Annotated in this window: 16 protein-coding genes; 9 read left to right on the forward strand and 7 right to left on the reverse strand. The window is 67.2% G+C overall.

The genetic code is table 11. The features are described from left to right. The first annotated feature begins 19 nt into the window (after positions 1–19). Both hemF and aroE read left to right on the forward strand, forming a co-directional pair. Positions 20–940 carry an oxygen-dependent coproporphyrinogen oxidase gene (gene hemF / locus PCA10_RS00125; RefSeq protein WP_016489969.1) on the forward strand — a complete coding sequence of 307 codons (921 nt, stop codon included), beginning with the start codon at positions 20–22 and terminating at the stop codon, positions 938–940. Further along, positions 940–1,764, forward strand: a complete 825-nt coding sequence (gene aroE / locus PCA10_RS00130) for a shikimate dehydrogenase (RefSeq protein WP_016489970.1) — start codon at positions 940–942, stop codon at positions 1,762–1,764. Before hemF ends, aroE begins: the two co-directional genes overlap by 1 nt. Positions 1,765–1,829: 65 nt before the next feature. Here aroE and PCA10_RS00135 read toward each other — a convergent pair whose 3' ends face one another. The 3 genes from PCA10_RS00135 to betC form a co-directional block, all read right to left on the reverse strand. After that, positions 1,830–3,398: a SulP family inorganic anion transporter gene (locus PCA10_RS00135; RefSeq protein WP_016489971.1), complete on the reverse strand. Its 1,569-nt coding sequence runs from the start codon at positions 3,396–3,398 to the stop codon at positions 1,830–1,832. Between the two features lie 134 nt (positions 3,399–3,532). Continuing rightward, entirely contained in the window at positions 3,533–4,441 is a 909-nt protein-coding gene (gene choX / locus PCA10_RS00140) for a choline ABC transporter substrate-binding protein (RefSeq protein ID WP_016489972.1), read from the reverse strand. A gap of 29 nt (positions 4,442–4,470) precedes the next feature. After that, positions 4,471–5,976 carry a choline-sulfatase gene (gene betC, locus PCA10_RS00145; protein WP_016489973.1) on the reverse strand — a complete coding sequence of 502 codons (1,506 nt, stop codon included), beginning with the start codon at positions 5,974–5,976 and terminating at the stop codon, positions 4,471–4,473. Positions 5,977–6,087: 111 nt separating this feature from the next. Here betC and PCA10_RS00150 point away from each other — a divergent pair, with 111 nt between their 5' ends. Then, the gene (locus PCA10_RS00150; protein WP_016489974.1) at positions 6,088–7,041 is read left to right on the forward strand and encodes a choline sulfate utilization transcriptional regulator; all 954 of its coding nucleotides are present in this window, start codon (positions 6,088–6,090) and stop codon (positions 7,039–7,041) included. After that, positions 7,038–7,400: a DOPA 4,5-dioxygenase family protein gene (locus tag PCA10_RS00155; RefSeq protein ID WP_016489975.1), complete on the forward strand. Its 363-nt coding sequence runs from the start codon at positions 7,038–7,040 to the stop codon at positions 7,398–7,400. Before PCA10_RS00150 ends, PCA10_RS00155 begins: the two co-directional genes overlap by 4 nt. A 177-nt stretch (positions 7,401–7,577) precedes the next feature. Here the strand turns inward: PCA10_RS00155 and trpA are convergent, their stop codons facing one another. Next, the gene (trpA, locus tag PCA10_RS00160; protein WP_016489976.1) at positions 7,578–8,387 is read right to left on the reverse strand and encodes a tryptophan synthase subunit alpha; all 810 of its coding nucleotides are present in this window, start codon (positions 8,385–8,387) and stop codon (positions 7,578–7,580) included. Next, the gene (gene trpB / locus PCA10_RS00165; RefSeq protein WP_016489977.1) at positions 8,384–9,592 is read right to left on the reverse strand and encodes a tryptophan synthase subunit beta; all 1,209 of its coding nucleotides are present in this window, start codon (positions 9,590–9,592) and stop codon (positions 8,384–8,386) included. The genes trpA and trpB overlap by 4 nt, the downstream gene beginning before the upstream one ends. 107 nt (positions 9,593–9,699) lie before the next feature. Between trpB and PCA10_RS00170 the strand changes: the two genes are divergently transcribed. From PCA10_RS00170 to PCA10_RS00185, 4 genes are all read left to right on the forward strand, one after another. After that, entirely contained in the window at positions 9,700–10,590 is an 891-nt protein-coding gene (locus PCA10_RS00170) for a LysR family transcriptional regulator (RefSeq protein ID WP_016489978.1), read from the forward strand. Positions 10,591–10,649: 59 nt separating this feature from the next. Continuing rightward, complete coding sequence (locus tag PCA10_RS00175; protein ID WP_016489979.1) at positions 10,650–10,865, forward strand: dodecin; 216 nt, start codon at positions 10,650–10,652, stop codon at positions 10,863–10,865. Between the two features lie 122 nt (positions 10,866–10,987). Then, the gene (locus PCA10_RS00180; protein ID WP_016489980.1) at positions 10,988–11,212 is read left to right on the forward strand and encodes a DUF1161 domain-containing protein; all 225 of its coding nucleotides are present in this window, start codon (positions 10,988–10,990) and stop codon (positions 11,210–11,212) included. Between the two features lie 168 nt (positions 11,213–11,380). Then, positions 11,381–12,379, forward strand: a complete 999-nt coding sequence (locus PCA10_RS00185; RefSeq protein WP_016489981.1) for an LLM class flavin-dependent oxidoreductase — start codon at positions 11,381–11,383, stop codon at positions 12,377–12,379. Positions 12,380–12,518: 139 nt separating this feature from the next. Here the strand turns inward: PCA10_RS00185 and PCA10_RS00190 are convergent, their stop codons facing one another. Together PCA10_RS00190 and PCA10_RS00195 are read right to left on the reverse strand one after the other, a co-directional pair. Then, positions 12,519–12,938, reverse strand: a complete 420-nt coding sequence (locus tag PCA10_RS00190) for a PA0061/PA0062 family lipoprotein (protein WP_016489982.1) — start codon at positions 12,936–12,938, stop codon at positions 12,519–12,521. Positions 12,939–12,991: 53 nt separating this feature from the next. Continuing rightward, positions 12,992–13,408: a PA0061/PA0062 family lipoprotein gene (locus PCA10_RS00195; protein ID WP_016489983.1), complete on the reverse strand. Its 417-nt coding sequence runs from the start codon at positions 13,406–13,408 to the stop codon at positions 12,992–12,994. A gap of 51 nt (positions 13,409–13,459) precedes the next feature. Between PCA10_RS00195 and PCA10_RS00200 the strand changes: the two genes are divergently transcribed. Beyond that, positions 13,460–14,536, forward strand: coding sequence for an aminopeptidase (locus PCA10_RS00200; protein WP_016489984.1), 1,077 nt, complete (start codon positions 13,460–13,462; stop codon positions 14,534–14,536). Position 14,537: the final 1 nt, after the last annotated feature.

Below are 14,537 nucleotides of genomic sequence, written 5' to 3' on the forward strand. Positions count from 1 at the left end.
CGCTGCCAAGGTTGATTACGTGACTGACCGTATCGAGGCCGTGAAGGCCTATCTGCTCGATCTGCAAGACCGCATCTGCGCCGCCCTGGCGGCCGAAGACGGCAAGGCCGAATTCATCGAGGACGCCTGGACCCGTCCCGCTGGCGGCGGCGGCCGTACCCGGGTGATCGAGAACGGCGGGCTGATCGAGAAAGGCGGGGTGAATTTCTCCCATGTGTTCGGCAGCAGCCTGCCGCCCTCGGCCAGCGCCCATCGCCCGGAACTGGCCGGCCGTGGCTTCCAGGCCCTGGGCGTGTCCCTGGTGATCCACCCGGAAAACCCCCACGTGCCCACCTCCCATGCCAACGTGCGCTTCTTCTGCGCCGAGAAGGAAGGCGAGGAGCCGGTGTGGTGGTTCGGTGGCGGCTTCGACCTGACCCCCTACTACGCGCAGGAAGAAGACTGCGTGTTCTGGCACAAGGTGGCCCGCGATGCCTGCGCGCCCTTCGGCGCGGACGTCTACCCGCGCTACAAGGAATGGTGCGACCGCTACTTCCACCTGAAGCACCGCAACGAGCCGCGCGGCATCGGCGGCCTGTTCTTCGACGACCTGAACCAGTGGGACTTCGACACCAGCTTCGCCTTCATGCGCGCCATCGGCGACGCCTACCTTGCGGCCTACCTGCCGATCCTGCGCAAGCGCAAGGACACTCCCTTCAACGAGCAGCAGCGCGAGTTCCAGGCCTTCCGTCGTGGCCGCTATGTGGAGTTCAACCTGGTGTTCGACCGCGGCACCCTGTTCGGCCTGCAATCGGGCGGCCGTACCGAATCCATCCTCATGTCCCTGCCGCCCCACGTGCGCTGGGGCTATGACTGGAAGCCCGAGCCCGGCAGCGAGGAGGCGCGCCTCACCGAGTACTTCCTCAAGGACCGCGACTGGCTGACGGAGGCGGGCCTCTGATGGACAGCTACTGCGTCTTCGGCAACCCCATCGGCCACAGCAAGTCGCCGCTGATCCACCGCCTGTTCGCCGAGCAGACCGGCGAACGGCTGACCTACGAAGCCGTGCTCGCGCCCCTGGACGATTTCAGCGGCTGCGCCCGGGCATTCTTCGCCACCGGCAAGGGCGGCAACGTCACCGTGCCCTTCAAGGAGCAGGCGTACCAGCTGGCCGGCAGCCTCAGCGCCCGCGCCCAGCGCGCCGGCGCGGTGAACACCCTGAAGAAGCTCGACGACGGCAGCCTGCTGGGTGACAACACCGACGGCGCCGGCCTGGTGCGCGACCTCATCCGCAACGCCGGGCTGACCCTGGCCGGCAAGCGCATCCTGCTGCTGGGTGCCGGCGGTGCCGCACGCGGGGTGATCGAGCCGATCCTGGCCGAGAAGCCGGCGGCCCTGGTGATCGCCAACCGCACCGTGGAAAAGGCCGAGGACCTGGCCCGGCTGTTCGCCGACCTGGGCCCGGTGTCCGCCAGCGGTTTCGACTGGCTGGAGGAGCCGGTGGACCTGATCATCAACGGCACCTCGGCGAGCCTGTCCGGCGACCTGCCGCCCATTTCGCCGAGCCTGATCCAGCCGGGCCACACGGTCTGCTACGACATGATGTACGGCAAGGAAATGACCGCCTTCAACCGCTGGGCCAGCGAGCACGGCGCGCTGCGTACCCTGGATGGCCTCGGTATGCTGGTGGAGCAGGCCGCAGAAGCCTTCCTGCTCTGGCGCGGCGTGCTGCCGGACAGCGCTCCGGTGCTCGCCGAGCTGCGCCGCCAACTGGCCCAGGGCTGATCTTTATTCCCCTCCCAGGTCCGTAGGCGCTGCTCGCGAACAGCCTTCGCGAGCAGCGCTCGCTCCTACGGATTGCTCCCCTCGATCAACAGCCCACTGCCCTCTCCCTCCAGCTTGCGCAGCTCCCGCTCCACCTGCGGCCGGGCGCGGCGCAGCACCAGGCTGCGGCCCTCCCCGCCGAGGCGCCGCGCTTCTTCATGCAGCATGCTTACCCCGGCGTAGTCGATGAAGTTCACATGGTGCGCATCCAGCACCAGGCGCCCGGCGCGGCTGCGCTGGATCAGCTTCTGCAGGTAAGGGCAGGCGCCGAAGAAGATCGAGCCTTCGATGCGCAACACCTCGGCATCCCCCTCATGGGCCTGATGCACCCGTGGCTTTGAGGTGCGCTTGAGGTAGAAGAACAGCGACGCCAGCACCCCGGCGTATATGGCCGTCTGCAGTTCCAGCAGCAGGGTGGCGGCGCAGGTCAGCGCCATCACCGCGAACTCCGCCCGGCTGACCCGCCAGAGTTGGCGCAGGCGACGCCCGTCCAGTAGCCCCCAGCAGATCAGCAGGATGCTCGCGGCCATGGCCGGCAGCGGGATATGGGCAATCAGACTTGCCCCCAGCAGGGCGAACAGCGCTACCCAGAGCGCCGAGAACACCCCGGCCAGGGGCGACTGCGCGCCGGCCTGGAGATTCAAGCCGGAGCGGGTGAAGGAGCCCGCCGAGAGGTAACCCGAGAAGCAGGCGCCGATCAGGTTGGACAGCCCCTGGCCACGGGCCTCCTGGTTGGCGTCCAGCAGCTGGCGCGACTGGCTGGCCAGGGCGCGGGCGATGGACAGGCTGGTGACCAGGCCGAGCAGGCCGCAGGCCACCGCCGAGGGCAGCAGGCGCAGCAGGTCCTCGGCATCGAAGCGGATCGCGGCGAGCGGTGGCAGGCTGCCGCTGAAGGGCTGTACCCGCGCGACCTCGGCAAAGAGTCCGGGCAGGGCCAGCACCAGCAGGCTACCGCCCACCAGGCCGATCAGCAGCGCCGGCAGGCGCGGCCACAGGCAGCGCACCAGCATCGACAGGCCGAGGGTCACAGCCGCCACCAGCAGCGACGGCCAGTGCAGCTCACGGACATGGTCGGCCAGCTGCAGCGCGCTCTGCCAGGCGGTGGCGCGGCCTTCCAGGTTGGCCAGGCCGAGCAGGTTGGGGACCTGGCCTAGGGCGATCACCAGGGCCGCGCCCAGGCTGAAGCCGAGCACCACCGACTGTGAGACGAAGTTGGCCAGGGTGCCGAAACGCAGCCATCCCAGCAGCCACTGGAAGGCGCCGGCGAGGAAGGTCAGCAGCAGCACCAGGGCGATGTACTCCTGGCTGCCGGGCAGGGCCAGCGGGCTGACGCTGGCCAGCAGCACCACCGAGATGGCCGCCGTCGGCCCGCAGATCAGGTGTTTCGACGAGCCCCAGAGGCAGGCGACCATCACCGGCACCACCGCCGCGTAGAGCCCGTACTCCGCCGGCAGGCCGGCGATCAGCGCATAGGCGATGGACTGCGGCAGGGCGAGGATGGCGCCGGTCAGCCCCACCATCGCGTCGCGGCCAAGGCCGGGCGCTCGCACGCCCGGTAGCCAGGTGAGGAAGGGGAAGAGGTTGTGGAGTTTCATCGATCGCCTGGTGCTCTTGTGGGGGCGAATTCATTCGCCAAGGGCCGCGAAGCGGGCCCAGGGACTTCCCGGCAGACCTTCAGTCTGCTTGGCGAATGAATTCGCCCCTACAGAGATTGTGCGAACGATCCGCGTCAGAGCTTCGCCTGCACCGCCGCCACGGCGTCGCCGCCATCGCGGGTGGTGACGCCCTGCAACCAGCCTTCGACCACCGCCGGGTTGGCTTTCAGCCAGGCCTTGATGGCCGCGTCGTTGCTGGTGTTGCCGTTGAGCACCTGGTTCATCACGGCGTTCTCCATTTCCTGGGTGAACTGCAGGTTGCCCAGCAGCTTGCCGACGTTCGGGCACTGCTCGGCGTAACCCTTGCGCGCCAGGGTGTTCACGCTGCCGCTCTCGCCGAAGTACTTTTCGCCGCCCTTGAGGTAGGCCATGTCGTACTGCACGTTCATCGGGTGCGGGGTCCAGCCGAGGAAGACCACGAACTGGTCGCGCTTCACCGCCCGGCCCACCTGCACCAGCATCGCCTGCTCGCTGGACTCCACCAGCTTCCAGTCGCCGAGGCCGAACTCGTCCTTGGCGATCATCTGCCGGATCGACTCGTTGGCGGGGGAGCCGGAGGCGATGCCGTAGAGGGTCTTGTCGAACTTGTCGGCGAACTTGTCCAGGTCGGCGAAGGACTTCACCCCCGCGTCATGGGCGTAGCGCGGCACAGCCAGGGTGTACTCGGTGCCGCCGAGGTTCTGCGCCAGCTTGTCGACGCTGCCGGCGGCGACGAACTTGTCGTAGTTGCTCTGTTGCGCCGGCATCCAGTTGCCGAGGAAGGCGTCGATCTGCCCCTTGTGCAACCCGGCGAAGATGATCGGCACCGCCAGGGTCGGGGTTTCCGTGCGGTAGCCCAGGCCATCGAGGAGCAAGCGCGCCACACCGTTGGTGACGGCTATGTCGCTCCAGCCCGGATCGCCCAGCTTCACCGTGGCGCAACTGGCGTCCTCCGCCTGGGCCTCGAAGGTCAGGCCGCCCAGCAGCGCGGCGGCGGCGAGCATCGTATTGATCGTCTTCATGCCTTGGTTCCTCAGGGTTGGGGGAAGCGCGCGCGGCGTTCCAGGTCGTCCAGGTCGATGTGGTTGCGCATGTACTGCTGGCTGGCGTCGACGAAGGGCTGGTGGTCCCAGCTCGCCAGCTTGCCCTGGCCCAGGGCCTCGGCGACGAAGCGGCGGCGGCGCTGGCTGGCCAGGGTGGCGGCGGCGATCGTCGGGATGTCCCAGCGGGCGCGGGCCTCCGCCCGGAAGTCTGCCAGCAGGGCCTGGTGGTCTGGCGACGGGGCGAGGTTTTCCAGCTCCTGCGGGTCGTTGGCCAGGTCGAAGAGCAGGCAGGGGTCCTGCTCCGAGTAGATGAACTTGTAGGGGCCGCGACGGATCATCATCAGCGGGCTGGTGGTGCCCTCGGCCATGTACTCGCCGAGCACCTCGTCGTGGCCACCCTGCCCTTCGAGGTGCGGCAGCAGCGAACGGCCATCCAGCGGCAGGCCGGGTTCCAGCGCGCCACCCGCCAGCTCCACCAGGGTGGGCAGCAGGTCGACGGTGGACACCGACTGGCTCACCCGCGCAGCGCGGAAGCGGCTCGGCGCATGCACCAGCAGCGGCACGCGGGCGGCCATCTCGAACCAGTGCATCTTGTACCAGAGGCCGCGCTCGCCAAGCATGTCGCCGTGGTCGCCGGAGAAGACGACGATGGTGTCCTGGTCCAGGCCGCAGTCGGCCAGGGTCTTGAGCAGTCGGCCGACCTGTTCGTCGACGTAGCTGCAGGCGCCGTAGTAGGCGCGACGGGCATCACGCACCTTGTGCGGCGGCAGCGGCTTGCCCCAGAGGTCGATGACCTTGAGCAGGCGCTGGGAATGCGGGTCCTGTTCGGCATCGGCGAACTGCACGCGGGGTGGTTCGATGTCCTCGTCGCGGTACAGGTCCCAGTACTCCGCCGGGATGGTGTAGGGGTCGTGGGGATGGGTCAGCGACACCGTCAGGCAGAACGGCTGGCCGTCGCCTTCGCGCACATGGTCGTAGAGGTACTGGCGGGCCTTGAACACCACTTCCTCGTCGAAATCCAGCTGGTTGGTGCGCACGCAGGGACCGGCCTGCAGCACCGACGACATGTTGTGGTACCAGCTCGGGCGTACGTCCGGCTCGTCCCAGTTCACCGCCCAGCCGTAGTCCGCCGGGTAGATATCGCTGGTCAGTCGTTCTTCGTAGCCGTGCAACTGGTCGGGGCCGCAGAAGTGCATCTTGCCGGACAGCGCGGTGCGGTAGCCCAGGCGGCGCAGGTAGTGGGCGTAGGTGGGGACGTCGGCGGGGAAGTCGGCGGCGTTGTCGTAAGCGCCGATCTTCGACGGCAGCTGGCCGCTCACCAGGGTGAAGCGCGAAGGCGCGCAGAGCGGGCTGTTGCAGTAGGCCGAGTCGAACACCACGCCCTCACTGGCGAGCCGTGAGAGGTTGGGTGCCTTGATCGGAGAAGGGGCGTAGAAGGGCAGCAGCGGCGCGGCCATCTGGTCGGCCATGATGAAGAGGATATTGGGGCGTTTCATCGTTCGCTTATCCATATTGTCGAATTATGCGAAAGTGCTGGCTTCGATGATTGCGCCAGATATCCACCCGGTAAACCGCACGGTGGAACATGACTCGGATAAGCAAACCTTATGGCAGAACTGCACGCTGAACTGTCCCTGGACCTGCTGCGGGTGTTCGAGTCCGCCGCCCGTCACCTGAGTTTCACCGCCGCCGCGGTGGAGCTGGGCACCACCCAGCCGGCGGTGAGCCAGCAGATCCAGCGCCTGGAAAAGCAGCTGGCCACCCGGCTCTTCGATCGGGTCTATCGCGGCATCGAGCTGACCGACGCCGGCCGCCTGCTGCTGCTCCATGTGCAGGAGGGGCTGCAGGCGATCAACGCCGGTCTCGACGCCATCGGTTCGCGGCGCCAGCACGAGGTGCTGCAGGTGGCCACCGACTTCGCCTTCGCCGCCTACTGGCTGATGCCGCGCCTGCACCGCTTCCACGAGGCCAACCCGGAGATCGACGTCAGCATCGTCACCAGCGATCGCACCATGAACATGCTGCGCTCGGATGTGGATATCGCCATCGCCTTCGGCGACGGCCGCTTCAAGCATGGCGAGGCGTTGCTGCTGTTCCGCGAGGAGGTCTTCCCCGTCGCCAGTCCGCGCCTGCTGGCCGGGCGCGAGCAGCCGTTGCCGGCGGCGGCGCTGGCCGAGTTGCCGCTGCTGCATCTGAAACCCGAGGTGCGCACCCGCTGGTTCGACTGGAACGGGCTGTTCCGCGAACTGGGGATCGCCCAACCCCCCGGTTCGGGCATGCTGCGCTTCGACAACTACACCCTGCTGATCCAGGCCGCCATCGCCGGCCAGGGCGTGGCCATCGGCTGGCGCTACCTGGTGGACGACCTGCTCGACCAGGGCCTGCTGGTACCCTTGTTGGACAGCAGCGTCCGTTCGGACTTGGGTTACTACCTGGTGCAGCCGGAACGCAAGCGCCGCGCGCGGCTGATGAACTGTTTCGTCGACTGGTTGCAGCAGGAGCTGGGCGACGAGACCCGCCAGGCCCAGCTCATCCGGCATCGTGAAGGAATCGCCATATGACCCCCACGCCCCGTATCAAGGGCTTCCACGCCCACGTCTACTTCGATGCCGCCAGCCTCGACCAGGCTCGCGAGCTCTGCGAGGAAGCCGCGCGGCGCTTCCCTCTGAAGATGGGCCGCGTCCACGAGAAACCCGTGGGCCCCCACCCGGACTGGAGCTGCCAGCTGGCCTTCAAGCCCGAGCTGTTCGGCGAGGTGATCCCCTGGCTGGCGCTGCACCGCGACGGCCTCACGGTGCTGGTGCACCCCATCACCGGCAGCGACCTGCGCGACCACCGCGACTACCCCATGTGGATGGGCGCGATACGGCCGCTGGACCTGTCCTGCCTGGAAGACGGAGAGATCGAGTACGAGCTGTAAGGACCCAGCTCGTAGGATGGGGCGGGCGGCGTTCCGCGAGCCTGCGAAACCCATCGAATCCCGCGCACGTCCGCATGGGTTTCGCTCCGCTCTACCCATCCTACGGGTCCAATGTCCGCCCATGAAAAAGCCGCTGCCCTTTCGGGACAGCGGCTTTTTTCGTACTGCGGGCGCGAATCAGGCGCGGGCGTTGCGCACGCCTTCGGCGAGGGTCTTGCAGAGGCTGAGCACGCCATCCACTGCTTGCTCAGGCGTTTGGGCGTTGGCGATCTGGTCCACCAGGGCGGAACCCACCACCACGCCATCGGCCAGGCGGGCGATGTTCGCCGCGTGTTCGGCGGTGCGGATGCCGAAGCCGATGGCAACCGGCAGGTCGGTGTGGCGACGCAGGCGGGCGACGGCTTCCTGCACGTGCTCCAGGGTGGCGGAGCCGGCACCGGTGACGCCGGCCACCGAGACGTAGTAGACGAAGCCGGAGCTGCCATCGAGCACGGTCGGCAGGCGCTGGTCGTCGGTGGTCGGGGTGGTCAGGCGGATGAAGTCGATGCCTGCGGCCTGGGCCGGGTGGCAGAGGTCCTCGTTATGTTCCGGTGGCAGGTCGACCACGATCAGGCCATCCACGCCGGCTTCCTTGGCGTCTTCGATGAAGCGCGCCACGCCGTAGTAGTGGATGGGGTTGAAGTAGCCCATCAGCACCAGCGGGGTGCTCTGGTTGCCGCTACGGAATTCGCGAACCATCTGCAGGGTCTTGGCCAGGTTCTGCTTGGCGCCCAGGGCACGGATGTTGGCCAGCTGGATGGAGGGGCCGTCGGCCATCGGGTCGGTGAAGGGCATGCCCAGTTCGATCACGTCGGCGCCGGCTTCCGGCAGGCCCTTGAGGATCGCCAGGGACGCGTCGTAGCCCGGGTCGCCGGCGGTGACGAAGGTCACCAGGGCAGCGCGGTTCTGCTGTTTCAGTTCGGCAAAGCGAGTCTGCAAGCGGCTCATGCCTTGTGCTCCTGTTGCATGTGGTGCATCACGGTTTGCATGTCCTTGTCGCCACGGCCGGACAGGTTGACCACCATGATGTGGTCCTTGGGCAGGTTCGGCGCGCGCTTGAATACTTCAGCCAGTGCGTGGGAGGACTCCAGCGCCGGGATGATGCCTTCCAGGCGGCAGCACTGGTGGAAGGCGTCCAGGGCTTCGTGGTCGGTGATGGAGGTGTACTCGACGCGGCCGATGTCGTGCAGCCAGGCGTGTTCCGGGCCGATGCCGGGGTAGTCCAGGCCGGCGGAGATCGAGTGGGCGTCGATGATCTGGCCGTCCTCATCCTGCAGCAGGAAGGTACGGTTGCCGTGCAGTACGCCGGGTACGCCGCCGTTCAGGCTGGCCGCGTGTTTGCCGGTCTCGATGCCGTGGCCGGCGGCTTCGACACCGACGATGGCGACGCTCTTGTCATCGAGGAAGGGGTGGAACAGGCCCATGGCATTGGAGCCGCCGCCGATGCAGGCGACCAGGCTGTCGGGCAGGCGCCCTTCCTGTGCTTGCAGCTGCTCGCGGGTTTCCTTGCCGATCACCGCCTGGAAGTCGCGGACCATGGCCGGGTAAGGGTGCGGGCCGGCCACGGTGCCGATCAGGTAGAAGGTGCTGTCGACGTTGGTCACCCAGTCGCGCAGGGCTTCGTTCATTGCGTCCTTGAGGGTGCCGGTGCCGGCGGTGACCGGGATCACCTCGGCGCCCAGCAGCTTCATGCGGAACACGTTGGCCTGCTGGCGATCGATGTCGGTGGTGCCCATGTAGATCACGCACTGCAGGCCGAAGCGCGCGGCCACGGTGGCGGTGGCCACGCCGTGCATGCCGGCGCCGGTCTCGGCGATGATGCGCTTCTTGCCCATGCGCCGGGCCAGGAGGATCTGGCCGATGCAGTTGTTGATCTTGTGCGCGCCGGTGTGGTTCAGCTCTTCGCGCTTGAGGTAGATCTTCGCGCCGCCGCAGTGCTCGGTCAGGCGTTCGGCGAAGTACAGCGGGCTCGGGCGGCCGACGTAGTCGCGCTGGAAGTAGGCCAGCTCCTTCTGGAATTCCGGATCGTCCTTGGCGGCTTCGTATTCGCGGGCCAGGTCGTGGATCAGCGGCATCAGGGTTTCGGCGACGTATTGGCCGCCGAAGGAGCCGAACAGGCCCTTGGCGTCCGGGCCGGTGCGCAGTGAAGTCATGGTGGAACTCCTGGGAGTGGTATCCGATGGCGGCCATTTTACCCCTGGCCGCGTGGCGGAAAAGCGATTAGATTGCTATTACCTGTCAGTAAAACTCACATATTTCCATGAGCCGAGAGCTGCCCCCGCTCAATGCACTGCGCGCCTTCGAAGCTGCCGCCAGGCTGGAGAGCATCAGCCGTGCGGCGGAGGAGCTGCACGTTACCCACGGTGCCGTGAGCCGGCAGGTGCGCCTGCTCGAGGAAACCCTGGGCGTCGCGTTGTTCAGCAAGGATGGCCGTGGCGTAAAACTCACCGATGCCGGCGAACGCCTGCGCGATGCCAGCGGTGAGGCCTTCGAGCGCCTGCGCAGCGTCTGCGCCGACCTCGCCAAGCGCAGCGAGGACGCGCCTTTTGTCCTCGGTTGCCCGGGCAGCCTGCTGGCGCGCTGGTTCATCCCGCGCCTGGACCGGCTCAACCGCGAACTGCCCGAACTGCGCCTGCAGCTTTCCGCCAGCGAAGGCGAGCTGGACCCGCGCCGCCCTGGCGTCGACGCCACCCTGTGCTTCGCCGCGCCGCCCTGGCCGGCGGACATGCGGGTGTTCGAGCTGGCCGCCGAGTCCATCGGCCCGGTGCTCAGCCCGCGCTATGCCCGCCACGACGCGCTGGCCGCCGCCGCGCCAGAGGCGCTGCTGGAGGAAGTCCTGCTGCACACGGTGTCGCGTCCCCAGGCCTGGCCGCAGTGGGCGCGGGCCCAGGGTCTGGACGACGGCCGACTGCGCCTCGGCCAGGGCTTCGAGCACCTCTACTACCTGCTGGAAGCGGCAGTGGCCGGGCTCGGGGTGGCCATCGCCCCGCAGCAACTGGTGGCCGACGAGCTCGCCTCTGGCCGCCTGGTCGCCCCCTGGGGCTTCGTCGAGACCCCGGCGCGCCTGGCGCTCTGGGTGCCGGCCCGCCAGCTCGACCGCCGCGCCGAGCGCCTGGCCCACTGGCTGCGTCAGCAGCTGACAAGCCGATAGCGACTTTCTTGGCTAGCCTTGCTGAGGCGCTCTTTCGCCCTGCCACAAGGAGATACGCCATGAGTGACCACCGCACCTACAAACTGATCGAGATAGTCGGCACCTCGCGCAACAGCGTCGATGACGCGATCAACAACGCCGTCACCGAAGCGTCGCGGACGATTCGCAACATGGACTGGTTCGAGGTGGTGGAGACTCGAGGGCATATCGAGAACGGCCGGGTAGGGCACTACCAGGTGACGCTGAAGATAGGTTTCCGCATCAGCGACAGTTGAGATTCGGCTCCCTTGTCCATTTGGGTTAGGCTCTGGCCATTCGTCCTCGGCCTCGCTGGAACCAGGCGGGGGCGGATGGCTCGCCAACCGGGCCGTTCATTCATCACGAGGGAGCGTTATCCATGAAGAAACTGTTGTTGGGCCTCGGCCTGTTCGCCCTGGCCGGTTCGACCTTCGCCGCCGTCAAACCCTGCGAGGAGCTCAAGGCGGAAATCGACGCCAAGCTCCAGGCCAAGGGCGTCACCTCCTACAGTCTGGAGATCGTCGAGAAGGGGGCCGGCGGTGGCATGCAGGTGGTGGGTACCTGCGAGGGTGGCAGCAAGGAAGTCGTCTACCAGCGCAAATGATCGCGCGCCATCCCTGGGCCGGCGCCATGCGCCGGCCCGATCCTTACTTTCTGGTGCCCTGGTTACCGAAAAGTGCCTTCTAGCGGCCCGCAGCGGCAATCCCTAGAGTAAGACCTACTGATTCACTCGGATTAGGTCCCGCACCTGTCCCCTGCCAAGGTCTTGCCCATGTCTGCCCTTTCCAACCTGCCCTTCTCCGTCCTCGATCTCGCGCCCGTCCGCGACCACGGTGGCGCAACCCAGGCCCTGCACAACTCCCTGGAGCTGGCGCGCCACGTCGAGCGCCTGGGCTTCTCGCGCTTCTGGGTGGCCGAGCACCACAACATGGAAGGCATCGCCAGCTCGGCCACTGCCGTGCTGCTGGCCTACCTGGCTGGAGGTACCTCCAGCATCCGCCTGGGTTCGGGCGGGGTCATGCTGCCCAACCACGCGCCGCTGGTGATCGCCGAGCAGTTCGGCACCCTCGCCAGCCTCTATCCGGGCCGCATCGAACTGGGCCTGGGACGCGCCCCCGGCGCCGACCACTTCACCGCGCGGGCCTTGCGCCGCGATCGCCTGGGCAGTGCCGATGATTTCCCCCGCGACGTGGAAGAACTGGAAGCCCTGCTCGGCCCTCGCCAGCCGGGGCAGCAGGTGATCGCCATGCCGGGGATGGATACCAACGTGCCGATCTGGCTGCTCGGTTCCAGCCTGTTCAGCGCCCAGCTTGCGGGGCAAAAAGGTTTGCCCTATGCCTTCGCCTCGCACTTCGCGCCGCGCTACATGCACGAGGCGATCCGTGTCTATCGCAATCATTTCCGCCCTTCGGCGGTGCTCGACAAGCCCTATGTGATGCTCGGCGTACCCCTGGTGGCCGCTCCCACCGACGAAGAGGCGGAGTTCCTCGCGACTACCGTGTTCCAGCGGGTGCTGGCGCTGATCCGTGGCGAAAGCCTGGTGCTGCGCCCGCCGGTGGAGAGCATGGCGGGCCGCTGGCTGCCCCATGAGAAGGAGGCGGTGGGCAGTTTCCTGGCGATGTCGATGGTGGGCGGGCCGGAGAAGATCCGCGCGCGCCTGCAGGTGCTGCTGGACCAGACCGACGCCGACGAGCTGATCTTCACCTGCGACCTCTACCAGCACGAGCACCGGCTGCGCGCCTTCGACATCCTGGCCAGCCTGCGGGATTAGGGTCCGTACGAAAAGTCGTCGAGCGCAGGTCAGGCGAGGAAAAAATCGGTGAGGAAGCGGAGTTAACGAGCTGTTAATGAGCATTCCGAACCGATTTTTAACGACGCATCACCAAGCGCAGGCACTTTTCGTAGCGAGCCTAGAACGGACCGCAGCGGGGGAATATCTCATGCCGCGCCAGTACCTGGCCCTGGTCGTCCAGCAGCCAGGCCCTGGGCTGGTTGGCGGCGTTGCGGGCTTCCACGCGGTAGCGCCGGCCGGCTTCGAAACCGTCGTAGCGCAAGATCATGTGGCAGGTGATGCGCGTGGGTTCGGCGCCGAACATTCCGCCGCCGCCGCGGATTTCAAACTGGTAGCGCAGCTCCAGCTCGTTCTTGCCGGGCATCACCTGGAAGAAGCGGCCGTCATCCCAGCGCTTGCCGTTCAGGCGGTTGGCCATGAGGGTGTCGCCGGGCAGTGGCGCCACGTCGATCCAGGCCAGTCGTGGATCGGGTTCGGGCAGCTTGCCGGCGCAGGCGGTGAGGCTGGCCAGCAGTATCAAGGCCAACAGCGTGCGCATGGTGATACTCCTGGTGAGGGACGTCTCGCCAGCATAGCCCCATGGCGGGGTGTTCAGACATCGCCGCAGCGGCTTTCCCGTGCTTTGGCCACTTCGCGGTTCTGCTCGTCGTACAGCCGCGCCCAGGGACGGAAACCGATGCCGCCGGCCTCCAGCTGGTAGCGCTCGCCAGCGGTGAAGTCCCCATAGGCCAGCTTGAGCAGGCAGGTACGCCGATAACTGGTGCTGTTCTCGCCGATGTCGGTGCCGCCCACGTCGAACTCCAGGCGCACCTCCAGCTCGTGGTGGCCGGGCGTTACCTGTAGGTAGTGGGAATCCGCCAGGGCCTGGTTGTCCACCCGGCTCGCCTGGATGGCCTGGCCATCCTGGGGCTTCAGGTCGATCCAGGCCTGGTCGGGGTTGGGGCCAGGCATCAGCATGGCGCAGCCGCCAAGACTGAGCAGCGGCAGGGAAAGCAGCAATGGGCGCATGAATGACTCCGTCGATGGCAGTTGGTGGTTCCGATGCGCTAGTGTCGCGGCATGCCGACCACCCTTCTTATCGAGTTGCTTGACCGCATCCGCCGCCCCTCGGTTCCCTTGCTGGGCGCCCTGCTGCTGAACGGTTGCTCCAGCCTGGACTACTACGGCCAACTGGCCAGCGGCCAGTTGGCGTTGCTGCAGGCCCGCGAGCCGGTACAGGAACTGATCGACGACCCCCAGCAACCCCAGGTGCTGCGCGAGCGCCTGGCCCTCACCCAGCGGGCGCGCGCGTTCGCCAGCACGCAGCTGGGCCTGCCGGACAACGGCAGCTACCGGGTCTACGCCGACATCCAGCGGCCCTATGTGGTGTGGAACCTGTTCGCCACCCCGGAGTTCTCCCTGGAGCCGAAAACCCATTGCTTCCCCATCGCCGGTTGCGTGGCCTATCGCGGCTACTACCAATTGGGACGCGCCCGGGGTGCCGCCGCGTTGCTCGACCAGGAAGGGCTGGATACCTGGGTGGGGGGCGTCGAGGCCTACTCCACCCTCGGCTGGTTCGACGACCCGTTGCTCAACACCATGTTGCGCTGGGACGACGACCGTCTCGTCGCGCTGATCTTCCACGAGCTGGCCCACCAGAAGCGCTATGTGCCGGGCGATACCGCGTTCAACGAATCCTTCGCCAGCTTCGTCGAGCGCGAGGGCCTGCACCAATGGCGGCAGAGCCAGGGCCTCGAGGCCCACGACGATGCCGCGTCCGCGCGGCGCGACGCCCTCACCCGCCTGGTGCTGGATTGCCGTGAACGCCTGGAGAAGCTCTACGCCAGCGGCTTGCCGGCCGAGCCCATGCGCCAGGCCAAGGCCGCCGAGTTCGAGCGGCTGCGCCACGACTACCGCACCCTGCGCGACCGCCAATGGGGTGGCTACAACCGCTACGACGCCTGGATCGAAGGACCGCTGAACAACGCCAAGCTGCTCCCCTTCGGCCTCTACGACCTGTGGGTGCCGGCCTTCTCCGCGTTGTTCGACGAGGTGGGGGGCGACTGGGCGGACTTCTACCGGCGCGTCGACGAACTGGGTGAACTCCCCCAGCAGGAACGTGAACGAGCACTGGAAAGCCTGATGGCAAACCGCTAGA

The sequence above is a fragment of the Pseudomonas resinovorans NBRC 106553 genome, from assembly GCF_000412695.1.
GTDB classification, from domain to species: Bacteria; Pseudomonadota; Gammaproteobacteria; order Pseudomonadales; family Pseudomonadaceae; genus Metapseudomonas; species Metapseudomonas resinovorans_A.

Coding starts and splice junctions, on each gene's coding strand:
- aroE (WP_016489970.1), top strand. CDS start 940: ATGGACAGCTACTGCGTCTTCGGCAACCCCATCGGCCACAGCAAGTCG.
- PCA10_RS00135 (WP_016489971.1), bottom strand. CDS start 3,398: ATGAAACTCCACAACCTCTTCCCCTTCCTCACCTGGCTACCGGGCGTG.
- choX (WP_016489972.1), bottom strand. CDS start 4,441: ATGCTCGCCGCCGCCGCGCTGCTGGGCGGCCTGACCTTCGAGGCCCAG.
- betC (WP_016489973.1), bottom strand. CDS start 5,976: ATGAAACGCCCCAATATCCTCTTCATCATGGCCGACCAGATGGCCGCG.
- PCA10_RS00150 (WP_016489974.1), top strand. CDS start 6,088: ATGGCAGAACTGCACGCTGAACTGTCCCTGGACCTGCTGCGGGTGTTC.
- PCA10_RS00155 (WP_016489975.1), top strand. CDS start 7,038: ATGACCCCCACGCCCCGTATCAAGGGCTTCCACGCCCACGTCTACTTC.
- trpA (WP_016489976.1), bottom strand. CDS start 8,387: ATGAGCCGCTTGCAGACTCGCTTTGCCGAACTGAAACAGCAGAACCGC.
- trpB (WP_016489977.1), bottom strand. CDS start 9,592: ATGACTTCACTGCGCACCGGCCCGGACGCCAAGGGCCTGTTCGGCTCC.
- PCA10_RS00170 (WP_016489978.1), top strand. CDS start 9,700: ATGAGCCGAGAGCTGCCCCCGCTCAATGCACTGCGCGCCTTCGAAGCT.
- PCA10_RS00175 (WP_016489979.1), top strand. CDS start 10,650: ATGAGTGACCACCGCACCTACAAACTGATCGAGATAGTCGGCACCTCG.
- PCA10_RS00180 (WP_016489980.1), top strand. CDS start 10,988: ATGAAGAAACTGTTGTTGGGCCTCGGCCTGTTCGCCCTGGCCGGTTCG.
- PCA10_RS00185 (WP_016489981.1), top strand. CDS start 11,381: ATGTCTGCCCTTTCCAACCTGCCCTTCTCCGTCCTCGATCTCGCGCCC.
- PCA10_RS00190 (WP_016489982.1), bottom strand. CDS start 12,938: ATGCGCACGCTGTTGGCCTTGATACTGCTGGCCAGCCTCACCGCCTGC.
- PCA10_RS00195 (WP_016489983.1), bottom strand. CDS start 13,408: ATGCGCCCATTGCTGCTTTCCCTGCCGCTGCTCAGTCTTGGCGGCTGC.
- PCA10_RS00200 (WP_016489984.1), top strand. CDS start 13,460: ATGCCGACCACCCTTCTTATCGAGTTGCTTGACCGCATCCGCCGCCCC.